Here is a 20,495-nt window from a genome sequence, read left to right as displayed (position 1 = left end):
GCCTAGGGGCGCGATCGTGTGCCGGGGCGCATCTGCCCTCCCTCCTCTGGATAGGTTGGAGGTCGAGATCTCGCACACGGAACGGAAGCCATGACCCTGAACGTCAGCCCGATCACCCTCGGCACCTCCGGCCTCGGCCGCAACACGGCGCCGGGCTCACCCGAAGAAGGCGCCGCCGTCGCCTTCGCGGAGCAGCTCTTCGCCTCGACGCACGCCTTCCTCGACACCTCGAACAACTACGCGGGCGGTCGGTCTGAGGCGGTGCTCGGGCTGGCGATGGCACGCATCGGGACGGATGCCGAGACCCGCGTCATCACGAAGGTCGACGCCGATCCCGAGACGGGCGCGTTCGACCGCGACCGCGTGCTGCGCTCGTTCGACGAGACCGTGACGCGCCTCGGCGTCGATCGGCTGCCGCTGCTGCACCTCCACGATCCGTACACGGTGACCTTCGACGAGGCGATCCGCCGCGGTGGCGCCGTCGAGGGCCTCATCGAGCTGCGCGAGTCGGGCAGGGTCGATGCCATCGGCGTCGCCGCGGGACCGGTGGGACTCATGGCCCGCTACGTCGGAACGGGCCTCTTCGACGCCGTGCTGGTGCACAACCGCTTCACCGTCGTCGACAGCTCCGCCGCGCCGGTCTTCGCCGACGCCCGGGAGCGCGGGATGACGGTGTTCAACGCGGCACCGTTCGGCGCCGGCATCCTCGCCACCGGTCCGCGCGAGGGTGCGATGTACGGCTATCGCCCCGCGACGCCCGAGCTGCAGGAGTGGGTCTCGCGGCTGGAACGCGTGTGCGCGTCGTTCGGCGTGACGCTGCCGGCCGTCGCACTGCAGTTCTCGCTCCGATCCCCGCTCGTCGACTCGACCGTGGTGGGCCTGTCGTCGGCCGCGCGCCTCGCGCAGCTCGAGCAGCTCGCCGCGACGCCGATCCCCGACGACCTCTGGACGGAGCTCGAGGCGCTCGGCCCCGCGCCGTCGACGATCGACGACAGCGAGTACGCCTGACGGTCAGGACGCCTGACCGCCAGGACGGACGGTCAGGACGCCTGACCGCCAGGACGCCTGACCGCCAGGACGGACGGTCAGGACGCCTGACCGTCAGGACGCCTGACCGCCACGCCTGACCGTCAGGACGCCTGACCGCCTGACCGCCTGACGCCTGAGCCTCAGGCGTCAGGCTGCGTCGCGTTGACCGCGACCATCCAGTCGATGCCGTAGCGGTCGGTGAGCATGCCGAACCGGCCGCCCCACGGGGGAGTGTCGAACGGCATCGTGACGGTGCCGCCGTCGGCCAGCTTGTCCCAGAATCCCTGCAGCGCCGCCTCGTCGTCGCCGCTCACCGACACCGAGATGCCCGCGGGCTTCTCGTACGTCATGCCCGTCGGGGTGTCGGCCGCCATGAGCGTGAACCCGTCGGGGGTCTCGAGCTGGGCGTGCATCACGAGGTCGTTCTCGGCGGGATCCTGCACCATGCCCTCGTACTGGCCGAAGGTGTCGATCGTGAGATCGCCGCCGAAGACGGACTGGTAGAACGTCATCGCCTCGCGGGCTTCGTTCTTGAACGACAGGTACGGGTTGAGGCTGGGCATGTCGATCTCCTGGATCTGGTCGATGGATGCCGCGCCCGGCCGCGTGGCGGGTCCCAGTGTCGTCCGGGGCTCCGACATCCGCAAGGGACGCCGGGTGACGCGGCGTCGAACATCCGGAGGCGCCGTTGCAGGCCTCCGGATGCGGCGACTCAGCGGTCGCGGTGATCCTCGGGGTGCAGCCGCGGTCCACGGCGGGGCTCCCGCACGCCGCTCGCCCCGATCAGCCTGATCACCCGCTGCCGCTGGCCCGGCCAATCGGCCAGGAGCCGCAGCATCCCGTCGTCGTCGACGCGGTGGCCCGTCAGCGCGTAGCCGACCTCGTGGGCGACGTGATAGTCGCCGACGCTCACGGCGTCGGGGTCGCCGAGTGCCCGGATACGGGTCTCGGCAGAGGTCCACGGACCGATGCCGTGCTGGCTCACGAGCACGCGATCGACGGCCTCGCCGTCTTCGGCGGCGAGGACGGTGCGCGCGATCGCGTCGCCGCGGCGGGCCGCGCGCACGATGGTCTTCGACTGCGGCGGCTCCAGCCCGGCGCGGTGCCAGACCCACGACGGCACGTGCTGCCACCCGTCGGCGGTCGGCGGCGCGAACATGGGCGACGGCGTCGGTCCGGGGGCACGCTCGCCGCACCACGTGACCACGCGCCGCCACGCGGCGAACGCCTGCATGCCGGTGACCTTCTGCTCGAAGATCGCGCTCACCAGCGCGTCGAACACGAGGTCGGTGCGCGACAGCCGGAGTCCGGGATTGCGGTGGTGGGCGTCCGCGATCAGCGGATGCCGCGTCGCATCGAAGCCTGCGGCGTCGTCCTCTTCGCCGCACAGCGCGGGCAGCTGCGCGAGCGCCCATTCACGTCCGGGTCCCCAGGCTGCGCCGCGGATGACGCCCGGGTGGGTCTCGCGGATCGCGAGGGTGGCGATGCCCGCCGGCGTTCGGCTCACCCGCCAGATGACGGCGCCCGAGACCGCCATCGTCGGGTCGCCGGCGCCGCGCCGCTGGTACAGCACGGTGCGGCGCAGATCGAGCGGATGCCGCGGCCGATACTCCGTCTCGAGCGGCCGGCCCGCGTCGGGGCGGGGGTCGCGGCTCGAGGCGGCTCGCTGACCGAAGCGCTCGGCATCCCTCGTCCGAGGAATGCGCGAGAGCGAGGTGGTCATGCGGCCCACCCTACGCCCCGGCCTCCGACATCCGTGCCGGACCGGCGGCGGTCAGAAGCGGTCGGGTGACGGGGTGCCGTGGCCGTAGCGGATCACGACGTCGGCGTGGCGGTCGAAGCGGTAGCCGACGCCGCGCACCGTGCGCACGATGTCTTCGTACCGGCCGAGCTTGGCGCGCAGACGCCGCACGTGCACGTCGATCGTGCGCTCGCCCGGGGCGTCGTCGTCGGTGGTGCCCTGCCAGAGCGAGGTGACGAGCTCGGTGCGCTCGATCGTGCGGCCCTCGCGGAGCACGAGGTACTGCAGCAGCTCGAACTCCTTGAAGGTGAAGGCGGCCGACTCGCCGTCGATGAGCACGCGCTTGCGCGAGATGTCGACGACCACGCCGCCGGCCGACGGGTCTTCGTCCTCCGGCTCCTCCTGCTTGGTGCGGGCGACGGCAGAAGGCTCGTGGAGGGCGAGGCGCACGACGTCGACGTCGCGTCCGCCGGCGCCGACCGGCGCGAGGGCGACGGTGGCGTAGGTCTCGGCAGAAGGCGCGAGCTCGGCGATGGTGCGGCGCAGGGCATCGACGAGGACGCCGAGGCTCACACCGGACGCGGCGGCCTTGGCCTCGTCGAGGCCGACGTAGAGGGCGAAGCCGCGCGGCGCGGTGCCGGCGGGGAGAGCGCGAGAGGGGGCCGCCGGGGTCGCGGCGGCCTCGGCTGTCTCGGCGACGGCCGGGTGGTTCACGGCGCGGAGGTGACGGACGGGAGTGGGACGGTCGAGGAGAGCGGTGGTCGACATGATGATGGTCCTTGCGGGAGGAACCCGGAGAGCGGAACCGGGTTGGATGTGCTGCGGCCCGGATCGTCGGAGGCGATGAGGCCGTCGGCCGATGAAGGCCTGTGCCCGACGGTGGGCGATGTGCGAAGCGGATCCGGGTGCGCGTGATCGACGCACGAAACCGGTGCTTCGGGGGACTCCGTGCAATCCGTTTTCAGAAGCGGAGGAGGAGTCCGACGGGGGTCACCGTGCTAGTGGCACATTCGACAACACATGGCAACGCGACCGGCCATCATCATGCCGGCAGTCCTGTTCGCCTCCCGGGCGGACAGATACAGCGCGTTGTCAGTCATGTGGCCGATTATGACGGACTTTGTCGGAAAACGTCAAATCGCACGGATGCGGAGCCCCGATCGTTTCGGAATGTGACAGATTGCTCAGTCCGCGGCGCGGAGGTCTCGCGACCGGCCGATCGCGCGGTTGACTGTGGCACGTGGCACAGCAGCAAAGCGCTCTCACGCGCTGGTGGCTTTCGGTCATCCAGCGACGCCTCAACCCGCTGACCCTCGATATGGCGAGGGCCGGCCGCGGCCCGTTCTCGCTGGTGCGCCACGCGGGCCGCAAGAGCGGCAGGACGTTCGAGACGCCGCTCATCCTGGCCGATGTCGCCGACGGACTCGTCGCCGAGCTCACCTATGGACCGGGCGTCAACTGGTACCGCAACATCGTCGCCGGCGGCGGCGAGGTGCTGCACCGTCGTCGCTGGTACCGCATCGTCTCCGTCGAACCCTTTCCGACCGATCGCGGCCGGCGCGCCTTCGGTCCCGCGGCGCGGGTCCTGCTCGCTGTGCTCCGGCGCCACGAGTTCCGCCTGCTGCGGGTCGAACCTCTCGATGCGCCTCCGCCTGAGGGCCAGCAGGGCGCCGCCTGAGCGTTTTCCGCGACATGGCGAGCGGCTGATCCCGATGGCGGAGGGCGGGCGTAGCCTGTGCGGGTGACCGAGCTGCGCTTCACCAAAGAGACGGACGCGTCGCGCTACACCCTGCACCGGGGCGATGACCTCGTGAGCGTCCTCGACTACCGCGACGACGGACACACCGTGGCCATGACACGCGCCTACACCGTCCCCACCTTCCGCGGGCACGGCTACGCCGGCGAACTCGTCGGCCGTGCCGTCCGGGAGATCGAGCAGACCGGCGATCGCGAGGTCGTGCCGGTGTGCTGGTACGTCGCGGACTGGTTCGAGGAGAACCCCCGCCACCGCGGCATCCTGCGCGCCCGCTCCTGACACGGTCGGCCGCTCCCGGCCGATCGCCCTTCGTGCATCGTCCATCCCTTGTCAAGCCCATGCCGCCGCGCACCCCGCCCGGCGAAGCTGGGGGAAGACGAGAGGAGTCCGCGATGGATCGCGATCGGTCGAACGACCAGGAGCTTCCCGAAGGCGTCATCAATGCCGCTCCAGCCGGTGGCTGGGAGGGCGTCGACGATCAGGAGTCCCGCGAGCGCAGTGCCGCGACGACGGATGCCGAGCTGCTGACGGATGCCGCGCTGCAGCCGGACGACCCGGTGGAGGGGGAGGCGGCCCGGCAGGGCGCCGACCCCGACCTGGCGACCGACGGCGGACGAGGAGAGGAACCCTGAGATGAGCACGACAGGCAATGAGTACGAGCAGCCGGGAGTGAACTACCCGGATCGGGAGGACGGCGGCGGCGCGACCGAGACGCCCGGAAGCGACGACGCCGTTCGCGACCAGCAGACCGACACCGCCCCGGCGATGGGTGAGCCGGGGCCGGACGCCCAGCCGGCTCAGGCGTGGACCGAGTCGTCGGGGCAGGAGACCGCAGCCGGGCAGACGCCGATGGCAGCGGGAGTGGACGCGGCGGCCCAAGAGCAGCCGGCGGCCGGACAGGCCGGCGGAGCAGCGGCCACCGGGCCCTCGGAGGGAGCGCTCAGCGGTGAGCCGAGCCACGAAGCCGTCGGGATCGGCGTCGTCGATGCGGCGGATCACCACGGCCATGACGCCGGTCGCGACACCCTCACCGTGAGTGAGGCTCAGCGCACTCCCGGCGCCCTCGGAAGCGAGCAGGAGCAGCGGCTGCCGGCGATGGCGCAGAACAACGCGTCCGACGTCGACAAGGTCGCGGGCATCGTCGTGCAGACGCGCTCCGACGTCGGCGGCGAGCCGCTGGAGCGCATCGCCGAGGTGCTGCGCCAGCGTCTCACCCAGGCGGGCGTCGAGCTTCCCGAGCACGACATCGAAGAGCTGGCGCGCCAGGTCTCGACCGGGGACGCGGACGGACCCGCCGACTCCGGACGCGGGCCGTCGGCCTGACACCGCGATTCCCGCTCCGTCGCGCACGCGCCCGGCCCTAGGCTGGGCGCGTGCAGATGGAGGAGCTGTTCACCGTCGTCGCCGTCGGATTCGAGGCGGTCGGCGCTGCGGCGATGATCGTCGGATCGGTGATCGCGCTCGTTCTCGGGGCCCGCTCGCTCGCACGTCATGAAGGCGGGCAGGCGGCCTTCACCGTGCTGCGCACCACGCTCGGCGGGGCGATCCTGCTCGGCCTCGAGGTGCTGGTCGCCGCGGACCTGATCCGCACCATCACCTCCAAGCCGTCGCTCGAAGACGCCGCCATCCTCGGGTTGATCGTCCTGATCCGCGTCGTCCTGTCGATCTCGATCCAGGTCGAGATCGAGGGCACGCTCCCGTGGCGTCGTGCGCTGCTGCGCAGCGGCGGTCAGATGATCGGCGACGCGGTGGCTCGCGATCGCGAAGCCGGGCGGCAGGCGCCCGCCGCGCGCGGATCCGCGGACCCGGACCCGCGCGTCGGCTAGGACCCTACGCGACCGCGCACGCGGTGGTGCACTTCTCGGCCGCGTGCAGGCCGATCGGCCGCGGCCAGGCGACCTGTGCGGGGCGCGGGGCACGTGGTGTCGGCATCCGCTCGACGGCGGCGATCTTCCGCTCGCGAATGGCGGCGATGAGGGCGTGCTCGCGCTCCCGCGTCCAGGTGTCGTGGCGGTACTGCTGTTCGGCGGCGTATACAGCGAACATGGTTTCCTCCGTTGGTTCCGACAGAGTGAACCTACGCGGGGGTTCCGACATTGCCGGGTCGCGTCCGGATGGCAGGAATCCGTCGCAGAGCGGCGGTCTCGCGCCGGGTGTCAGGCGGCTCCGGCGAAGGTGCGGATGAGGCGGGCGGCAGGCGCGGCATCCCGGATCATCGTCTCGTGGCCATGCCCCGGCACCTCCGCCAGCCGTCCGTCGGGCAGGGTCTCGGCGACGCGGGTGCACCACTCCGGCGGCGCCACCAGGTCGTCCTCGCCCCGCAGCACCAGCGCCGGCACGTGGGCCCGGGCCAGGACGTCCTCGGGGCGGTGCGACAGCATGGCGCGGAACTTCGCGCGGATCCGGGGGCCCGCGTGGACGTACTCCCGTGCGCCCGCGACGATCACTCGGGGACTCTCCACGGCGATGTCACGCAGCAGCCGCCACAGCTGCCGCGGGCCCGTGCGGGCCGCAGGATCCACGGTCGGCCCGACGAGGACGATGCGGTCGACGACGGACGGATGCCGCACCCCGACCTCGAGCGCGATCTGCGCCCCCATCGAATGCCCGATCACGATGGCGGGGACGCCGACCCGCTCGCGCAGATACGCGGCCACGAGATCCGCCATGCGCTCGATCGTGAGCACCCGGGCCGGCTCGGGCGCCTCGCCGTATCCGGGAAGATCGAGGGCGATGACCTCGCCGTCGCCCAGGTGGCGGGCGAGGTCGGCGAAGACGGTGCGGCCCATTCCGATGCCGTGCACGAGCACGTACACGCGGCGCCCCGCCCCTCGGCGCTCGGCGATCATCGTCGCGCCGGCATGCGCGAACTCCTCCACCTCCGGCATCGGTCAGGCGGCGCCCGGCTGATCGCGCAGGCCCACCCGATCGGGGATGTCGAAGTGCACGCGGGGCAGCCACGCGGACGGCTCCGGCCAGGGCCGCGACGCGGGAAGGGCGCGCAGACGAGCCCGCAGCGCAGAACCCGACGCCTCCACCGGCAGCACGCGCGACGGGGCATGGTGCGCCAGGGCGCCCAGCCACCAGTGCCGCCAGGTGCCCTCGATCGCCTCGGGGCCCGCCACGACGTAGTAGTCCGGCATGACCGCCTCGCCCGTCTCGAAGAGCGACAGCAGCGCGTCGACCTCGGTCTCGAGGGACCCCAGCGTGCAGCGCTCCTCGTACAGCTCCACCCACGCGGCGGCGACGTGCTCGAGCGGATCGGCATCGTGCACCACGTACGGCGTCGAGACGGAGGCCACCAGGTGGGCCGCGACGGCCGGCTGAGCCTCGCGCAGCGACAGCGCGACGAGTGCCGGAACGTCGGCGAGGCCGGTCAGCAGTTCTTCGCTGCCCGCTCCGACGAGGGCCACCACGGTCGATCGGGGAGCGGTGTCTGCGTTGTGCGCCATGTTCCACGATACGTCGGGAGTCGCCGCTGTGGGGCGGCGCCTCGCCGGGGGAGACGCGGGGTGGGCTGTCTGCGGCCTGCCTCGGCGGTGATGTCCGGGGCGGAACGTACCGTGTGAAGCATGCGGATCCTGCACACCTCGGACTGGCACATCGGGCGGTCGTTCCACGGCCATGCCACGCTCGATGCGCTGCGCGGTGTGCTCGAGGCCCTCGTCGCACAGGTGCGCGAGCATCGCGTCGACCTCGTCATCGTCGCGGGCGACGTGTTCGACTCGGCGACGCCCGCCGCCGGCGCCTACACGCTCCTCTCCGAGACGCTGCGCGGTCTCGCCGACGCCGACGCTACGGTCGTCGTCACCAGCGGCAACCACGACTCGGCGGCACGACTCGGCTTCCAGGCGGCGCTCCTGCGGGACGGCGTGCACGTGGTCACGGATCCTGCGACCATCGGCACGCCGATCACGGTCCACGACGAGCACGGGCCGGTCCACGTGTACGGCATCCCGTATCTCGAGCCGGTGCTGCTGCGGAGCGCCTGGCCCGGCGTGCGCACGCAGGCAGATGTGCTGGCCCGCGCGATGGAGCTGATCCGCACGGATGCCGCGGCCCGCGGCGGCCGGTCCATCGCGGTCGCGCACTGCTTCGCGGCGGGGGTCGAGCCGACACCTCACCTCGAGCGCGACATCCAGCAGGGCGGGCTCGACGTCGTGGCGCTGTCGACCTTCGACGGCGTCGACTACGTGGCGCTCGGTCACATCCATGGCCGCCAGCGCCTGTCGCCCCGCGTGCGGTACGCCGGAGCGCCCCTGCACTACAGCTTCGACGAGGGGCACAAGCCCCGCGGGTCGTGGCTCGTCGAACTCGGCGCGGACGGGCTCGTCTCGGAGGGCCAGGGGCATGGGGGCGCCGTCGCTGGCGCGCCGGAGGGCGACACCGATGGTATCGCGGGGTGGCTGCCGTTGCCGGTGCCCCGGAGGCTCGTGACGCTCACGGCGACGCTCGACGAGCTGCTCGCCGACGAGCGCTTCGCCGGTCACGTCGGCGACTGGGTGCGCGCCGAATACACCGACCCGCTGCCGCAGCGGGATCCGATGCGCCGGCTGCTCGCGCGCTTCCCCCACTGCGCCGAAGTCCGCCACGCGCCGGCGGCACCGCGCACGGACGACGCCCGCACCTATGCGCAGCGCGTGCGCACCGCTCGCAACGAGGCCGAGCTCATCGACGCGTTCCTGACGCACGTCCGCGAGGGCGAGGGGGCATCGGCGCGTGAGGCCGAGATCGTCGGCGAGCTGCTGGACGAGCGCACCCGGGTGGAGGCGAAGGCGTGAGGCTGCACCGCCTCGAGCTCACCGGGTTCGGGCCCTTCCGCGAGCGCCAGAGCGTCGACTTCGAGGCGTTCGAGGGCGACGGCATCTTCCTCATCTCGGGACGCACCGGCGCCGGCAAGTCGAGCATCCTCGACGGCGTCTGCTTCGCGCTGTACGGCAGCGTGCCCCGCTACGAGTCGGGCGACAAGCGGCTGCGCAGCGACCATTGCGAGCCCGGGGACCCGACCGAGGTGCGTCTGGAGTTCACGGTCGGCGATCGCCGCTGGCGGGTCACCCGTGCCCCGGAGTACCTGCGGCCGTCCCTCCGGGGCGGGGGACTCACCACCGAGCCCACCCGGGCCGAGCTCGAGGAGCTCGTCGACGGCGCCTGGGTCGGGCGGGCGGGCAAGCCGCGCGACGTCGGCCTGCTGCTGGACGACGTGCTCGGCCTCAACGCCCAGCAGTTCCAGCAGGTCATCCTGCTGGCCCAGAACCGGTTCTCGCGCTTCCTGCTCGCCTCGGGCACCGAGCGCCAGTCGCTGCTCCGTGCGCTGTTCGGAACGCGGCGCTACGAGGAGTACGCGCGGGAGCTGGGCGAGCGCAGCAAGGCCGCGCAGCACGAGCTCGACGCGCTGGGCGAGCGGGCTCGGACACTGCTCGACCAGGCGGAGCGCCTCATCGCGACGCACGAGCCGGCGCTCGACGGAGACGATGAGGTGCCGGCACGGGATCTGCCGGCCCGCCGTGCCGCGGTCGACCTCGGCGCGCAGCGCGCCGCCTACCGCCTCGATACGCTCGCGCGTGAGCGGGCAGCCGCAGACGACGCGCGGGCGGCGGCCGAAGCGGCGCACGCCGACCGGGTGTCACTGGCGAAGGCGCAGGCCGAGCTCGGTCGAGCGCGCGAGCGCCTCACGACGCTCGAGGCGGCCGCCGCCGAGATCGCGGACGACCGGCGGCGACTGCGGCATGCCCGGTCGGCCGAGGTGCTGAGGGGTCCTCTGGACGCGGCGCTCAGCGCGGACCAGGCGGCGGTGTCGAGCGCCGCTGCGGCCGCTGCGGCGGATGACGCGTGGGAGCGCCTGGCGGCCGGCACCGACGACGAGCACGCCGCCGACCTGTCCGAAGTGGTCGAGCGCCTCACCGGGGAACTCGCTGTGTGGACTGCCGCGCTCGCGCACGAGACGGCGCTGGTGGAAGGCGAGGAGCGGGTCAGGGATGCCTCCGCCGAAGCCGCCCGGCTCGAGACCGACATCGTCGCGCTCGACGCACAGCGTGCCGAGGTGCCGGCGGAGCTCGCGCGCCTCGACGCGGAGCTCGAGGCGGAGCGCGAGGCTGCCGCCCATCGTGACCCGGCGCGTGTGCGGCACGAAGAGACGTCGGGCCGGCTCGCCGCCGCCGTCGAGGCGGAGCAGCTGGCGGCCGCGCAGCGCGAAGCCGAGATCGCCCACCGCGATGCCTCCGCAGCCGCCGCTGCGGCGGCGGCAGCCGTCGCCCGGTTGCTGCAGCGCCGTCTGGACGGGTATGCGGGCGAGCTCGCGACGACGCTTGTCGACGGTGAGCCCTGCGCCGTGTGCGGCGCGACCGCGCATCCCGCACCCGCAGAGCCGGCCGACGATCCGGTGACCGACGACATGCTCACCGCAGCGGAGGCGGAGCGCGACACGACCGCGGCACGCGAACGCATCGCCGCCGACGCGGCGAAGGCGGCGCGGGAGCGTCACGCCGCGGCGGCGGCGCGCGCCGGCGGCCAGCCGGCCGAGGCGCTGCGCGCGCAGCTGGCCACCGCGGCCGAAGAGCTCGCCGCCGCCGAGCACGCGGTGGGACGGCGCGACGCGCTCGCCGCCCGTCGTGCCGAGCTCGCGGCGCTCGACGCCGAAGCAGAGACGTCCCGTGCGGACCTCGTGGACCGCCTCGCCGCGGCGCGCACCCGGATCGCCGCGCTGACCTCGACCGTCGACGCCGCGCGCCGGGCGGTGGAGGCCGCCCGAGGCGATCACGCGAGCGTGGCTGAGCGGGTCGCGCAGGCGACCGCCGTTCGGGACGCGGCGCGAGCCGCCGCCCACGCGCGGGCCGACGTCGAACGGGCTGCGACGCGGGCCGCACAGGCGCGGACCGACGCGGACGAGCGGATCGCGGCATCCGTCTTCGATGACGCCGCAGCGGCGATGGCCGCCCTCATGGGACCCGCCGAGACCGAGGCGCTGGCCGAGAAGATCTCGGCGCACGACACCCGGCTCGCGGCGACACGGGCGCGGGTGCTCGAGCTCGAACTCGAACTGGCGGGTGCGCCCGACGAACCGGTCGACACCGTCGCGTCGCGGGATGCGCTCGACGCCGCCGACGCGGCGCGCACGGCGGCGCTGCGCGCCGAACGCGACGCGCACACCGTCGTCGAGCGCCTGCGCGATCTGGGCCAGCAGATCGACGAGGCCTACGCCGGCGTGGCGTCACGGGCCGCCGACGCCGCGGCGATCGCCCGGCTCGCAGACACCGTCGCAGGCCGAGCACCCAACACGATGAAGATGGACCTCGAGACGTTCGTGCTCGCCGCCGAGCTCGAAGAGATCGTCGCGGCGGCCAACCTGCGCCTCGGTGACATGTCGTCGGGGCGATACCGGCTGCAGCACACCGATGCCCGCGCGGCACGCGGAGCGGCCTCGGGACTCGGCCTCGAGATCATGGACGCCTTCACCGGTCAGGCACGCCCCGCGCAGTCGCTGTCGGGCGGTGAGACCTTCCTGGCCTCGCTCGCACTGGCGCTCGGACTCGCCGAGGTGGTCACAGCGCGGGCCGGCGGCATCCGTCTCGACACGCTGTTCGTCGACGAAGGATTCGGCTCGCTCGACGAGGAGACCCTCGACCTGGCCATGCGCACGCTCGATGAGCTCCGCCAGGGAGGACGCATGGTCGGCGTCATCAGCCACGTCGCCGCGATGAAGGAGCAGCTGCCCGCACAGCTCGCCGTCGAAGCCACGCCCCAGGGCCCGAGCGTCATCACCCAGGACGACGTCGCCCGCGTCTGACCGAGCTCTGCGCCGACGCCGCGAGCCGGCGGGAAAACTCCCACTGTCGCCCGCGCGATGCGCTGGTGTATCGTTCGCGGCAGATCGCACTCCTGGGGGATTCCGCGGTCCTGCCCGACCGCCGGCTCCGACCGGCCGCGGCCCTTCGCCGCGCCCACCCGTCACCACGATGTACGGAGTCGACATGCGTTCCACCACCCGGGCGCGCCGCGCCCTCGCCGCGATCGCGGCATCCGCTCTCCTTCTCGCCGGCTCACTGGGCACGGCATCCGCCGCCCACGCCGCTCCGCCGCCCTCCCAGCTCGTGCGCATGGCCGCGCTCGGCGACTCGATCACCCAGGCCGCGATGACGTGCTCGAGCCTGACCTCGTGTCCGGCGAACAGCTGGTCCACCGGCTCGACGGCGTCCGTCAACTCGCACTTCCTCCGCCTGCGGGCCGCCGGCGCGACGGCGCTCGTCACGTCCAACAACGCGGTGTCGGGTGCCGCCTCGGCCGCGCTGCCCGGGCAGGCGCAGGCCGCCGTCGCTCAGGCGGCGCAGTACGTCACGATCGAGATCGGCGCCAACGACGCCTGCACCCGGACGGTCGCGGCGATGACACCCACGGCGACGTTCAAGGCGAACGTGCAGACGGCGCTGACCACGCTGGCGGCCGGCGGGGCGTCGCCGGAGATCTTCGTCGCGAGCATCCCGAGCCTGCAGCGGCTCTACGACCTCAACAAGTCGAGCATCTCGGCGCGGTTCGCGTGGGGCATCCTGCAGACCTGCCAGTCGATGCTCGCCAACCCGAGCAGCACCAGGACCGCCGACGTCCAGCGCCGGACGGCGGTGCAGCAGCGCGTGAACGAGTACAACCAGGCGCTGTCGGAGGTGTGCGCCGCGACGGCCAAGTGCCGGTTCGACGGGTTCGCCGTCGCGAACTACGCGTTCGTGAAGTCCGACCTGTCGACGCGCGACTACTTCCACCCGTCGCTGTCGGGCCAGGCCACGCTCGCCGCCCTCACGTGGCAGAAGACGCAATGGGTGTCGTGAGCCGCCGCGGCCGTGCCCATGCGGGCCCTGGGCTCTGCCCGACGCCTCAGCTGCGAGCGGAGAGGTCGTGGACACAGCCCGGGCGCGTCTGACCCGGCGCCGGCTGCGCGGGATCAGACGCCGTAGTCCGCGCGGACGCGGTCGCGCAGCTGGTGGCTGCACGCCGTCACCGCAGCGTGCCAGTCGGTGATCGCGCCGTCCTGCGCGCGATCAGACACCGCCTTCAGCACGCGGATCGGCACTCCGAACCGCTGGGCGACCCAGATGTAGGCGTACGTCTCCATGTCGACCAGGCCCGCGCCGAGGGGCCGGATCACCTCGACGGCCTCGGCATCGTCGACGAAATGATCGCCGGTCGCGATCGTGACGCCCTCCGCGTCGAGCTCGACGCGGGGCGGCAGCGACACATGCTGGCCGACGATGCCGTCGATGTCGGTGACGTCGTGCTGCAGCGCGGCAGCGATCTCGTACACGTCGGCGTCGAGCCGCGCGTCGATCGCGCCGGCGGTGCCGACCACCACGATCTCGTCGTACGCGGTGGCGTCGAGCGCCCGCGTGAGTGCGTAGGTGGCCTGCAGCTTGCCGGGGCCGGTGACGAGTCGGTCGAAGCCGGCGAGGTCATCAGGAAAGGCCACGAGTTCGGAGGCGAGGGCGGCGACGAGGAGTCTCACCGTCCCATCATGTCCCGCTTTCTTGGGAGCACGTCCCAGAAACCAGTGCTGGGGGTGCCGCCGGCGAGAGAAATCGGGACACGGATGCCGAGCCCGACGTACGTACCGGGACACGGATGCCGAGCCCGACGTACGTACCGGGACACGGATGCCGCAACCCCGCCCCGCGCCGCCCGGGGGGATGACGGCTAGCCTGAACGAGATGCCTGAGTCGCGTTCACCGAAGACCACGAGCACGGCCCGCGCCGTGCCGGCCACCACCGCCGTCATCCCCATCTCACCGGCTGCGCGCTGGCGGGCGTTCTGGGTCTGCGTCTCGGTGGCGGCGATCACCATCCTCGACATGACCAAGGTGAACGTCGCCCTGCCGTCGATCGGCGAGGTGCTCGGGGCGAGCTCGACGCAGCTGCAGCTGATCGTGTCGGGGTTCGTGCTCACCTTCGGACTCGTGCTCGTGCCCATGGGACGCCTCGGCGACCAGCGCTCGCGCCGCACCCTGTTCATCGTGGGACTGTCGCTGTACACGATCACCAGCGTGATCTGCGCCCTCGCGCCCACGGCGACCGTGCTGCTCGTCGGCAGGCTGCTGCAGGGCGTCGCCGCCGGCATCCAGATGCCGCAGGTGCTCGGCATGGCGCAGGAGCTGTTCCAGGGCCGGGAACGCGCGCGCGCATTCGGTCTGTTCGGCGCGACGATCGGCGTCGCGACCGCCTTCGGCCCGACCCTCGGCGGGCTCCTCATCGCCCTCGGCGGTCCGACCGACGGCTGGCGGCTCATCTTCTGGATGAACGTGCCCCTCTGTCTCGCCGCCATCGGCCTCGCACTGTGGCTGCTGCCCGACACCCGCACGCGGTCGCAGCGCCGTGTGCAGCTCGACCCGGTCGGGGTGCTGCTGTTCGGCGCCAGCGTCGTCTCGCTGATGTGGCCGTTCCTCTTCACGACCGGCGCGCCGACCGACAACCCCGCACGGTGGTGGCTGCTCGTCGCGTTCGCCCTGTTCGTCTCCGCGTTCGTCGCCTGGGAGCGTCACTATGCGGGGCGAGGCCGCAGCCCGCTCATCCCGCTCAAGCTGTTCCGCATCGCGTCGTATCGCAACGGCACGCTCCTGCAGACGGCGTACTTCACCGCGGCGCCGGCGATGTTCCTCGTGACGACCCTGTTCCTCCAGATCGGACTGGGTCTCGAACCCGTGTACGCGGGAATGGTCTCCATCGGCTTCGCGCTCGCGAGCGCCGTCACGTCGTGGGTCGGCGGAAACCTGGTGAGCAGCCACGGCCGCGTCGTGGTGGTGTGGGGTCTGGTCGGCATGCTCGCCTGCGTCGGCGGCCTCATGCTCGCGGCACTGTATGCCCCGCCTGCGTGGACCCCGTACCTCATGGCCGCGATCATGACCGTCGGCGGCGCCGGCGGCGGCCTCGTGATCGCCCCGAACCAGACGCTCACGCTCGCCGAGATCCCGGTCAAGCGGGGCGGCGTCGCGGGCTCCGTCGGCCAGCTCGGCCAGCGCATCGGCGCGGCCGTCGGCACCGCGGTCGCACTGTCGCTGTTCTACTCGGCCATCTATCGCGAGTCCGGTACGCACGACGAGCTGGTGGTCTACCACGACGCGTACGCGTTCGGGATGCTGTCGGTCGCGCTCTTCCTCGCCCTGGCGTTCATCGTGTCGATCGTCGACCTGACGGCCCGCCGCAAGAACGGCTCGCGCTCGTCGGCCACCGACTCCCCGGTGCCCTAGAACGTCGCAGGTGTCACGACGCGCGGTGACGTGGCGGGCGATGCCGCGTGTCGTGACCCCCGAGCGCCGAGCCCGGTGCGCGCTCAGCGGCGGAGGGACACCGGCCCCATGACCGGACGTCGCCGGTCGCGCGCCCACCGCGTGCGCGTCTCGCGGAACTCCGCACGCGTGGTGAACCGGTAGCGGTATGACACCGCCCGCACCCATCGCGGGCGCTGCCCGTCGAACGGATCGTGGGCGAGCAGGCGCAGGGTCGGGGCATCCGCTTCCAGCAGCCTCACCAGGAACGCCGTGAACCAGTCGTCGAGCGAGTGGCCGAGCGGCAGGAACCACATGAGCCAGTCGAGCCGCAAGTGGTACGGGGCGTACTGCCCGGGGATCCGGCGCAGGTCGCCCGGCTTTCCCTTGAATCCGTACTCGTGCCAGGTCGCGCCTGCCGGATCCTCGTCCATCGTGCCCTCGACGACGATCTCGATCCGCTGCTTGGTCACCGTGCCGAAGGCGCCGTACGCGTTCGCGAGCTGCCAGCGGTTGAACGACGCGTTCATGAGCTGGCGGCGCGCGAAGAGGTTGTGGAGCGGCTGCCAGCTCAGCACCAGGTAGAGCACGCCCACGGCGCCGCTCACGACGAGCCAGTACAGCGGCATCCCGTCGATGATCCATGGCCCTTCGACAGGCTCAGGGACCGGTGAAGGATCCTGCGGCCCCTGAGCCTGTCGAAGGGGCACGCCGATCGCCGAGAACGCCAGCACGACCGTGATCCAGTTGAGCCAGGCGAAGTTGCCGGTGACGATGAGCCACAGCTGCGTCGCGATCACGATGGCCGCCGCGACCGCGCCGACGATCGCGGGCACGGGGCCGGGCACCCACAGGCCGAGCAGCGGAGCGAAGAGGAACCACGGCACGACGAGCTGGGCGAAGTGGTTGCCCACGACCTCGACGCGGTGGAACCACGCCGGGAGCAGGTGCGCCTGGCGGCTGAGCGGGCCGGGCACCGGCTGCGTCTCGTGGTGGTACATGAGGGCGGTGAGGTCGCGCCACTCGCGGCCGCCGCGGATCTTGATCATGCCCGCGCCGAACTCCAGGCGGAACACGAGCCACCAGAAGAGCACGATCACGACGGTGGGCGGCGGCTGCGAGTCCGAGCCGAGGAATGCGGCGAGGAAACCCGCTTCGAGCAGCAGCATCTCCCAGCCGAAGCCGTAGAAGGTCTGGCCGATGCTCGTGATCGACATGTAGCCGAGCCACAGCGCGAGGAAGCACACCATCGGCACCCACGGCGGACCGAGCTGAGGGATGCCGATGACGAGCGCCGCCGCGACCACGATGCCGGCCGTGCATAGCGCGACGAGCCGCCGGTCCGTGTACCGCACGTGACGGAACAGCGTGGGACGCAGCAGCCGCCGCCCGCGCTTCGAGGAGCGCGCCCAGGCGAGGAGCTCGGTCGCGGGAAGCAGCCCGTGCTCGCCGAGGAGGGGGCGAAACTGGTTCAGCGTCGACACGAACGCGACCACGAACAGCGCCGCGATGCCTCGCTGCAGCACCTGGCGGGCGAACTCGAAGTCGACGGCGGCGAAACCGTTCACGGTCTCGGCCTCACCTGCTTCGGACCGCTGCCGGTCCCCGTCGTGCGCCTGGCCATGGGGCTCATGATTCCACCGCCTGCCGGAGCCGACAGGGGCTTGACGGACCCGGCCCCTCGCGCCCGGCAGGGAGCCGAAGGCGTGGCGATCTTCCTGCCGGCGCGGCTGCGGGACAGGATGGAGGGGCGGATGGGCCGCGGAGAATGAGGTGGATCATGCAATCGGTGCTTCTCGACACTCCGGCGGGGATCACGGCGCGGCTGGGCTGGGATCCGAAGCTTCCCGACCACGACCGCAAGCGCCTGCTCGCGAAGGAGATCGTCTCCGCGAAGCTCGGCGTCGAACCGAAGGCCGTCCGCGTCGAGCGCGAGGCGCCCCGGACGTTCGGCTTCCACACCCAGCTCATCGCCGAGGTGGGCGGCGCCGAGCTGCCGCTGAAGATCCGCAACGTCAACTTCCGCGCAGCCACCGTCGTCGCCGTCACCGATCCCGACGTGATGCTCGGGCTCGACCTGCGCGACGTGCACCCCGACGACGCCGAGCTGCACCTGATGAGGCGCCACTCGCACCTGTTCGACGAGAGCGATCTCGGCAAGCTCATCGCCCACTGGACGCGGGTGCAGGCGGTGCGCGACGCCGATGGGCGGGGAGCGCGCGTCGCGGCCGACCATGTGCGCCTCGACACCCCGCTCACCAAGGGGTGGATCCCCGACCGGAAGGTGTTCTACCAGCTGGCCGACCTGTCGCGGGACAGCTGGGTCATCACGCTCGCCTACACCCACGCGCCCGCCTGACCCTCCGCCCGCTGTCGTCCCGGGCTCGGGGCGCCCCGTCGGCTTCCCCGGAACAGGTGATCCGGCGTACGCAGGCCGATTCCGGCGGGATGCTCCTGTCTGCGCCAGATCACCTGATCTCGGCAAGCGGGCCGCCGCTCCGGCGACAGGCCGACCAGGTGGTGACGGATGCCTCGGGCCGAGGCATCCGCCGACTCAGCCCTCGACGAGTTCGGGGAGGGCGGCCTCGAGCTCGGCGAGCCACACACGCGCGTTCCCGTCGGACGGCGCACGCCAGTCGCCCCGCGGCGACAGCGAGCCCGCCGGTGACACCTTCGGGCCGTTCGGGATCGCCGAGCGCTTGAACTGCGCGAACGCGAAGTAGCGCTGGAGGAACACCTGGAGCCACTTCGCGACGGTGGGCAGGTCGTAGGCGTACCGGTCCTCGTCGGGGAACCCGGGAGGCCACGCGCCGACCTCCGGATCGCCCCAGGCGTGCGCGGCGAGGTACGCGATCTTCGACGGGCGGAAGCCGAACCGGAGCACGTGGTACAGGGTGAAGTCGTGCAGGGCGTACGGGCCGATGCGGTCCTCGGTCGACTGGATCCTGCCGTCCTGGCCGGCGGGAACGAGCTCGGGCGAGATCTCGGTGTCGAGCACCGACTGCAGCACCTCGCGGGCGCGGTCGCTGAGCTCGGTGGAGCCGCCCTCGTCTGCGCGGTGCGAGATCACCCAGCGGATGACGTGCTGGATCAGCGTCTTGGGAACGCCCGTGTTGACGGCGTAGTGGCTCATGTGATCGCCGACGCCGTAGGTGGCCCAGCCGAGCGCCAGCTCCGAGAGGTCCGAGGTGCCGATCACCATGCCGCCGTGGTGGTTGGCCAGGCGGAAGAGGTAGTCGGTGCGAAGGCCCGCCTGCACGTTCTCGAAGGTGATGTCGTGCACCGGCTCGCCGTCGGCGAACGGGTGGTCCAGGCGCTCGAGCATCTCGATGGCGAGCGGGCGGATGTCGATCGTCTCGATCGACGCCCCGACCGCCTCGGCCAGTGCGATGGCGTTGGACTTGGTGTGCTCGCTGGTCGCGAACCCGGGCATGGTGTAGGCGAGGATGTCGCTGCGCGGGCGGCCCATGAGGTCCATGGCGCGTGCCACCACGAGCAGAGCGTGGGTCGAGTCGAGCCCGCCGCTCACGCCGATCACCGGCTTCGGCCCGCCGATGGCGCGCATGCGCTGTACGAGACCCGACACCTGGATGTTGAAGGCCTCGTAGCAGTCCAGCGCCAGGCGCTCCGGGTCGTCGGGCACGAACGGGAAGCGGTCGAGGCTGCGGCGGAGGCCCACGTCGGTCGCCGGCGGGTCGAGCCGGAAGTGCACGGTGCGGAAGGCGGCATCCGCGTGCGTCGTCCGTCGATTGTCGTCGAAGGTGCCCTGGCGCAGGCGGTCCTGGCGCAGGCGGTCGAGGTCGACGTCGGCGACCGAGCGGCGCGGCCCGTCGGGGAAGCGCTCGGTCTCGACGAGCAGGTTGCCGCCCTCGTAGATCATGGTCTGGCCGTCCCACGAGACGTCGTTCGTGGACTCGCCGCCGCCGGCCGCCGCGTACGCATAGGCGGCGAGGCAGCGCAGCGACTGCGACTTGCAGAGGTCTTTGCGGTCCTCGGCGCGGGCGATCGTGATCGGGCTGCCGCTGAGGTTGAGCAGCACGGTCGCGCCTGCCAGCGCGGCGCCCGACGACGGCGGGATGGGCACCCAGACGTCTTCGCACACCTCGGCGTGCACGACGAGGCCGGGGATGTCGAGCGCTTCGAACAGCAGGTCGGGCCCGAAGGGCGCCTCCAGGGCGCCCACCCGGATGTCCTGGTCGCCCTGGTCGTCGCCCGCCGCGTACCAGCGCCGCTCATAGAACTCGCGGTACGTGGGCAGGTACGACTTCGGCGCGACGCCCAGCAGCTCGCCGCGGTGGATCACGAGCGCGCAGTTGTAGAGGCGGTTGCGGTGGCGCAGCGGCGCACCGACGACGAGTACCGGCAGAAGATCCGCGGATGCCTCGACCAGCCGCTCGACCGCGGCGATCACCGCGTCGAGCACGGGGTCCTGCATCACCAGGTCGTCGATGGCGTAGCCGGTGAGGCACAGCTCCGGGAAGACCGCGACGGCCACGGCATCCGCATCGCACTCCCGCGCTGCGGCGAGCACCGCCGCGGCGTTGGCCGCGGGATCGGCGATCGAGACCGGGATCGTGCAGGCGGCGACACGGGCGAACCCGTGCCGATACGCGCTCTCGAAGGGCAGGCTCATGCGCTCCAGTCTGGCAGGTGGCGCGCGGGGACCGCCGGGGTTCCGGATCTCGCATGGTGCTGCTCCCTGCCGTGAATCCGCGCTCGTCGGCCGATG

20 protein-coding genes are annotated in these 20,495 nt (G+C 72.2%); 11 read left to right on the top strand and 9 right to left on the bottom strand.

Translation table 11 applies throughout. The annotated features are described in order from the left end of the window. Positions 1 to 90 precede the first annotated feature (90 nt). The gene (locus tag ABG085_RS15615; RefSeq protein ID WP_347976653.1) at positions 91 to 1,008 is read left to right on the top strand and encodes an aldo/keto reductase; all 918 of its coding nucleotides are present in this window, start codon (positions 91 to 93) and stop codon (positions 1,006 to 1,008) included. 161 nt (positions 1,009 to 1,169) lie between these two features. Here the strand turns inward: ABG085_RS15615 and ABG085_RS15610 are convergent, their stop codons facing one another. The 3 genes from ABG085_RS15610 to ABG085_RS15600 form a co-directional block, all read right to left on the bottom strand. Further along, positions 1,170 to 1,592 (bottom strand): VOC family protein, encoded by a 423-nt coding sequence (locus ABG085_RS15610; protein ID WP_347979222.1) that lies wholly within the window; start codon positions 1,590 to 1,592, stop codon positions 1,170 to 1,172. 149 nt (positions 1,593 to 1,741) lie between these two features. Then, the gene (locus tag ABG085_RS15605; RefSeq protein WP_347976652.1) at positions 1,742 to 2,752 is read right to left on the bottom strand and encodes a DNA-3-methyladenine glycosylase 2 family protein; all 1,011 of its coding nucleotides are present in this window, start codon (positions 2,750 to 2,752) and stop codon (positions 1,742 to 1,744) included. Between the two features lie 51 nt (positions 2,753 to 2,803). Then, entirely contained in the window at positions 2,804 to 3,538 is a 735-nt protein-coding gene (locus ABG085_RS15600; RefSeq protein WP_347976651.1) for a winged helix-turn-helix domain-containing protein, read from the bottom strand. A gap of 472 nt (positions 3,539 to 4,010) precedes the next feature. Here ABG085_RS15600 and ABG085_RS15595 point away from each other — a divergent pair, with 472 nt between their 5' ends. From ABG085_RS15595 to ABG085_RS15575, 5 genes are all read left to right on the top strand, one after another. Then, entirely contained in the window at positions 4,011 to 4,448 is a 438-nt protein-coding gene (locus ABG085_RS15595; protein ID WP_347976650.1) for a nitroreductase family deazaflavin-dependent oxidoreductase, read from the top strand. Between the two features lie 63 nt (positions 4,449 to 4,511). Beyond that, positions 4,512 to 4,805 (top strand): GNAT family N-acetyltransferase, encoded by a 294-nt coding sequence (locus ABG085_RS15590; RefSeq protein WP_347976649.1) that lies wholly within the window; start codon positions 4,512 to 4,514, stop codon positions 4,803 to 4,805. 113 nt (positions 4,806 to 4,918) lie between these two features. Next, positions 4,919 to 5,158 (top strand): hypothetical protein, encoded by a 240-nt coding sequence (locus ABG085_RS15585; protein ID WP_347976648.1) that lies wholly within the window; start codon positions 4,919 to 4,921, stop codon positions 5,156 to 5,158. A 1-nt stretch (position 5,159) separates the two neighbouring features. After that, complete coding sequence (locus tag ABG085_RS15580; RefSeq protein ID WP_347976647.1) at positions 5,160 to 5,849, top strand: hypothetical protein; 690 nt, start codon at positions 5,160 to 5,162, stop codon at positions 5,847 to 5,849. A 56-nt stretch (positions 5,850 to 5,905) separates the two neighbouring features. Further along, complete coding sequence (locus ABG085_RS15575; protein ID WP_347979221.1) at positions 5,906 to 6,352, top strand: DUF1622 domain-containing protein; 447 nt, start codon at positions 5,906 to 5,908, stop codon at positions 6,350 to 6,352. A gap of 4 nt (positions 6,353 to 6,356) precedes the next feature. Here ABG085_RS15575 and ABG085_RS15570 read toward each other — a convergent pair whose 3' ends face one another. The 3 genes from ABG085_RS15570 to ABG085_RS15560 all read right to left on the bottom strand — a co-directional run bounded on the left by ABG085_RS15570 (position 6,357) and on the right by ABG085_RS15560 (position 7,978). Then, entirely contained in the window at positions 6,357 to 6,572 is a 216-nt protein-coding gene (locus tag ABG085_RS15570) for a hypothetical protein (protein ID WP_347976646.1), read from the bottom strand. Positions 6,573 to 6,682: 110 nt separating this feature from the next. Beyond that, positions 6,683 to 7,414, bottom strand: a complete 732-nt coding sequence (locus ABG085_RS15565) for an alpha/beta fold hydrolase (protein WP_347976645.1) — start codon at positions 7,412 to 7,414, stop codon at positions 6,683 to 6,685. Positions 7,415 to 7,417: 3 nt separating this feature from the next. Further along, positions 7,418 to 7,978, bottom strand: a complete 561-nt coding sequence (locus ABG085_RS15560) for a hypothetical protein (protein ID WP_347976644.1) — start codon at positions 7,976 to 7,978, stop codon at positions 7,418 to 7,420. Between the two features lie 120 nt (positions 7,979 to 8,098). Between ABG085_RS15560 and ABG085_RS15555 the strand changes: the two genes are divergently transcribed. The 3 genes from ABG085_RS15555 to ABG085_RS15545 all read left to right on the top strand — a co-directional run bounded on the left by ABG085_RS15555 (position 8,099) and on the right by ABG085_RS15545 (position 13,342). Beyond that, positions 8,099 to 9,307 carry an exonuclease SbcCD subunit D gene (locus ABG085_RS15555; RefSeq protein ID WP_347976643.1) on the top strand — a complete coding sequence of 403 codons (1,209 nt, stop codon included), beginning with the start codon at positions 8,099 to 8,101 and terminating at the stop codon, positions 9,305 to 9,307. Next, positions 9,304 to 12,309 carry an AAA family ATPase gene (locus ABG085_RS15550; RefSeq protein WP_347976642.1) on the top strand — a complete coding sequence of 1,002 codons (3,006 nt, stop codon included), beginning with the start codon at positions 9,304 to 9,306 and terminating at the stop codon, positions 12,307 to 12,309. Before ABG085_RS15555 ends, ABG085_RS15550 begins: the two co-directional genes overlap by 4 nt. A 184-nt stretch (positions 12,310 to 12,493) precedes the next feature. Beyond that, positions 12,494 to 13,342 (top strand): GDSL-type esterase/lipase family protein, encoded by an 849-nt coding sequence (locus ABG085_RS15545; protein ID WP_347976641.1) that lies wholly within the window; start codon positions 12,494 to 12,496, stop codon positions 13,340 to 13,342. Positions 13,343 to 13,455: 113 nt separating this feature from the next. Here ABG085_RS15545 and ABG085_RS15540 read toward each other — a convergent pair whose 3' ends face one another. Then, positions 13,456 to 14,013: a nucleoside phosphorylase gene (locus ABG085_RS15540; RefSeq protein WP_347976640.1), complete on the bottom strand. Its 558-nt coding sequence runs from the start codon at positions 14,011 to 14,013 to the stop codon at positions 13,456 to 13,458. A gap of 202 nt (positions 14,014 to 14,215) precedes the next feature. On the opposite strand from ABG085_RS15540, the gene ABG085_RS15535 reads away from it, so the two are divergent. Further along, positions 14,216 to 15,748 (top strand): MFS transporter, encoded by a 1,533-nt coding sequence (locus tag ABG085_RS15535; protein ID WP_347976639.1) that lies wholly within the window; start codon positions 14,216 to 14,218, stop codon positions 15,746 to 15,748. Between the two features lie 83 nt (positions 15,749 to 15,831). Here ABG085_RS15535 and ABG085_RS15530 read toward each other — a convergent pair whose 3' ends face one another. Further along, positions 15,832 to 17,334 carry a lipase maturation factor family protein gene (locus tag ABG085_RS15530; protein WP_347976638.1) on the bottom strand — a complete coding sequence of 501 codons (1,503 nt, stop codon included), beginning with the start codon at positions 17,332 to 17,334 and terminating at the stop codon, positions 15,832 to 15,834. 212 nt (positions 17,335 to 17,546) lie between these two features. Between ABG085_RS15530 and ABG085_RS15525 the strand changes: the two genes are divergently transcribed. Beyond that, on the top strand, positions 17,547 to 18,125 hold the full coding sequence (locus tag ABG085_RS15525; protein WP_347976637.1) for a hypothetical protein: 579 nt from the start codon (positions 17,547 to 17,549) through the stop codon (positions 18,123 to 18,125). Between the two features lie 195 nt (positions 18,126 to 18,320). Here the strand turns inward: ABG085_RS15525 and ABG085_RS15520 are convergent, their stop codons facing one another. After that, on the bottom strand, positions 18,321 to 20,399 hold the full coding sequence (locus ABG085_RS15520; protein WP_347976636.1) for an NAD(+) synthase: 2,079 nt from the start codon (positions 20,397 to 20,399) through the stop codon (positions 18,321 to 18,323). Positions 20,400 to 20,495 lie beyond the last annotated feature (96 nt).

Source organism: Microbacterium sp. ProA8, from assembly GCF_039905635.1.
GTDB classification, from domain to species: Bacteria; Actinomycetota; Actinomycetes; order Actinomycetales; family Microbacteriaceae; genus Microbacterium; species Microbacterium chionoecetis.
This window is presented reverse-complemented; position numbering and strand designations above follow the sequence as displayed.

Bases quoted from the DNA above. Each gene is read 5' to 3' on its own strand.
- ABG085_RS15615 (WP_347976653.1), top strand. From the start codon at position 91: ATGACCCTGAACGTCAGCCCGATCACCCTCGGCACCTCCGGCCTCGGC.
- ABG085_RS15610 (WP_347979222.1), bottom strand. From the start codon at position 1,592: ATGCCCAGCCTCAACCCGTACCTGTCGTTCAAGAACGAAGCCCGCGAG.
- ABG085_RS15605 (WP_347976652.1), bottom strand. From the start codon at position 2,752: ATGACCACCTCGCTCTCGCGCATTCCTCGGACGAGGGATGCCGAGCGC.
- ABG085_RS15600 (WP_347976651.1), bottom strand. From the start codon at position 3,538: ATGTCGACCACCGCTCTCCTCGACCGTCCCACTCCCGTCCGTCACCTC.
- ABG085_RS15585 (WP_347976648.1), top strand. From the start codon at position 4,919: ATGGATCGCGATCGGTCGAACGACCAGGAGCTTCCCGAAGGCGTCATC.
- ABG085_RS15580 (WP_347976647.1), top strand. From the start codon at position 5,160: ATGAGCACGACAGGCAATGAGTACGAGCAGCCGGGAGTGAACTACCCG.
- ABG085_RS15575 (WP_347979221.1), top strand. From the start codon at position 5,906: ATGGAGGAGCTGTTCACCGTCGTCGCCGTCGGATTCGAGGCGGTCGGC.
- ABG085_RS15570 (WP_347976646.1), bottom strand. From the start codon at position 6,572: ATGTTCGCTGTATACGCCGCCGAACAGCAGTACCGCCACGACACCTGG.
- ABG085_RS15565 (WP_347976645.1), bottom strand. From the start codon at position 7,414: ATGCCGGAGGTGGAGGAGTTCGCGCATGCCGGCGCGACGATGATCGCC.
- ABG085_RS15560 (WP_347976644.1), bottom strand. From the start codon at position 7,978: ATGGCGCACAACGCAGACACCGCTCCCCGATCGACCGTGGTGGCCCTC.
- ABG085_RS15555 (WP_347976643.1), top strand. From the start codon at position 8,099: ATGCGGATCCTGCACACCTCGGACTGGCACATCGGGCGGTCGTTCCAC.
- ABG085_RS15545 (WP_347976641.1), top strand. From the start codon at position 12,494: ATGCGTTCCACCACCCGGGCGCGCCGCGCCCTCGCCGCGATCGCGGCA.
- ABG085_RS15535 (WP_347976639.1), top strand. From the start codon at position 14,216: ATGCCTGAGTCGCGTTCACCGAAGACCACGAGCACGGCCCGCGCCGTG.
- ABG085_RS15525 (WP_347976637.1), top strand. From the start codon at position 17,547: ATGCAATCGGTGCTTCTCGACACTCCGGCGGGGATCACGGCGCGGCTG.
- ABG085_RS15520 (WP_347976636.1), bottom strand. From the start codon at position 20,399: ATGAGCCTGCCCTTCGAGAGCGCGTATCGGCACGGGTTCGCCCGTGTC.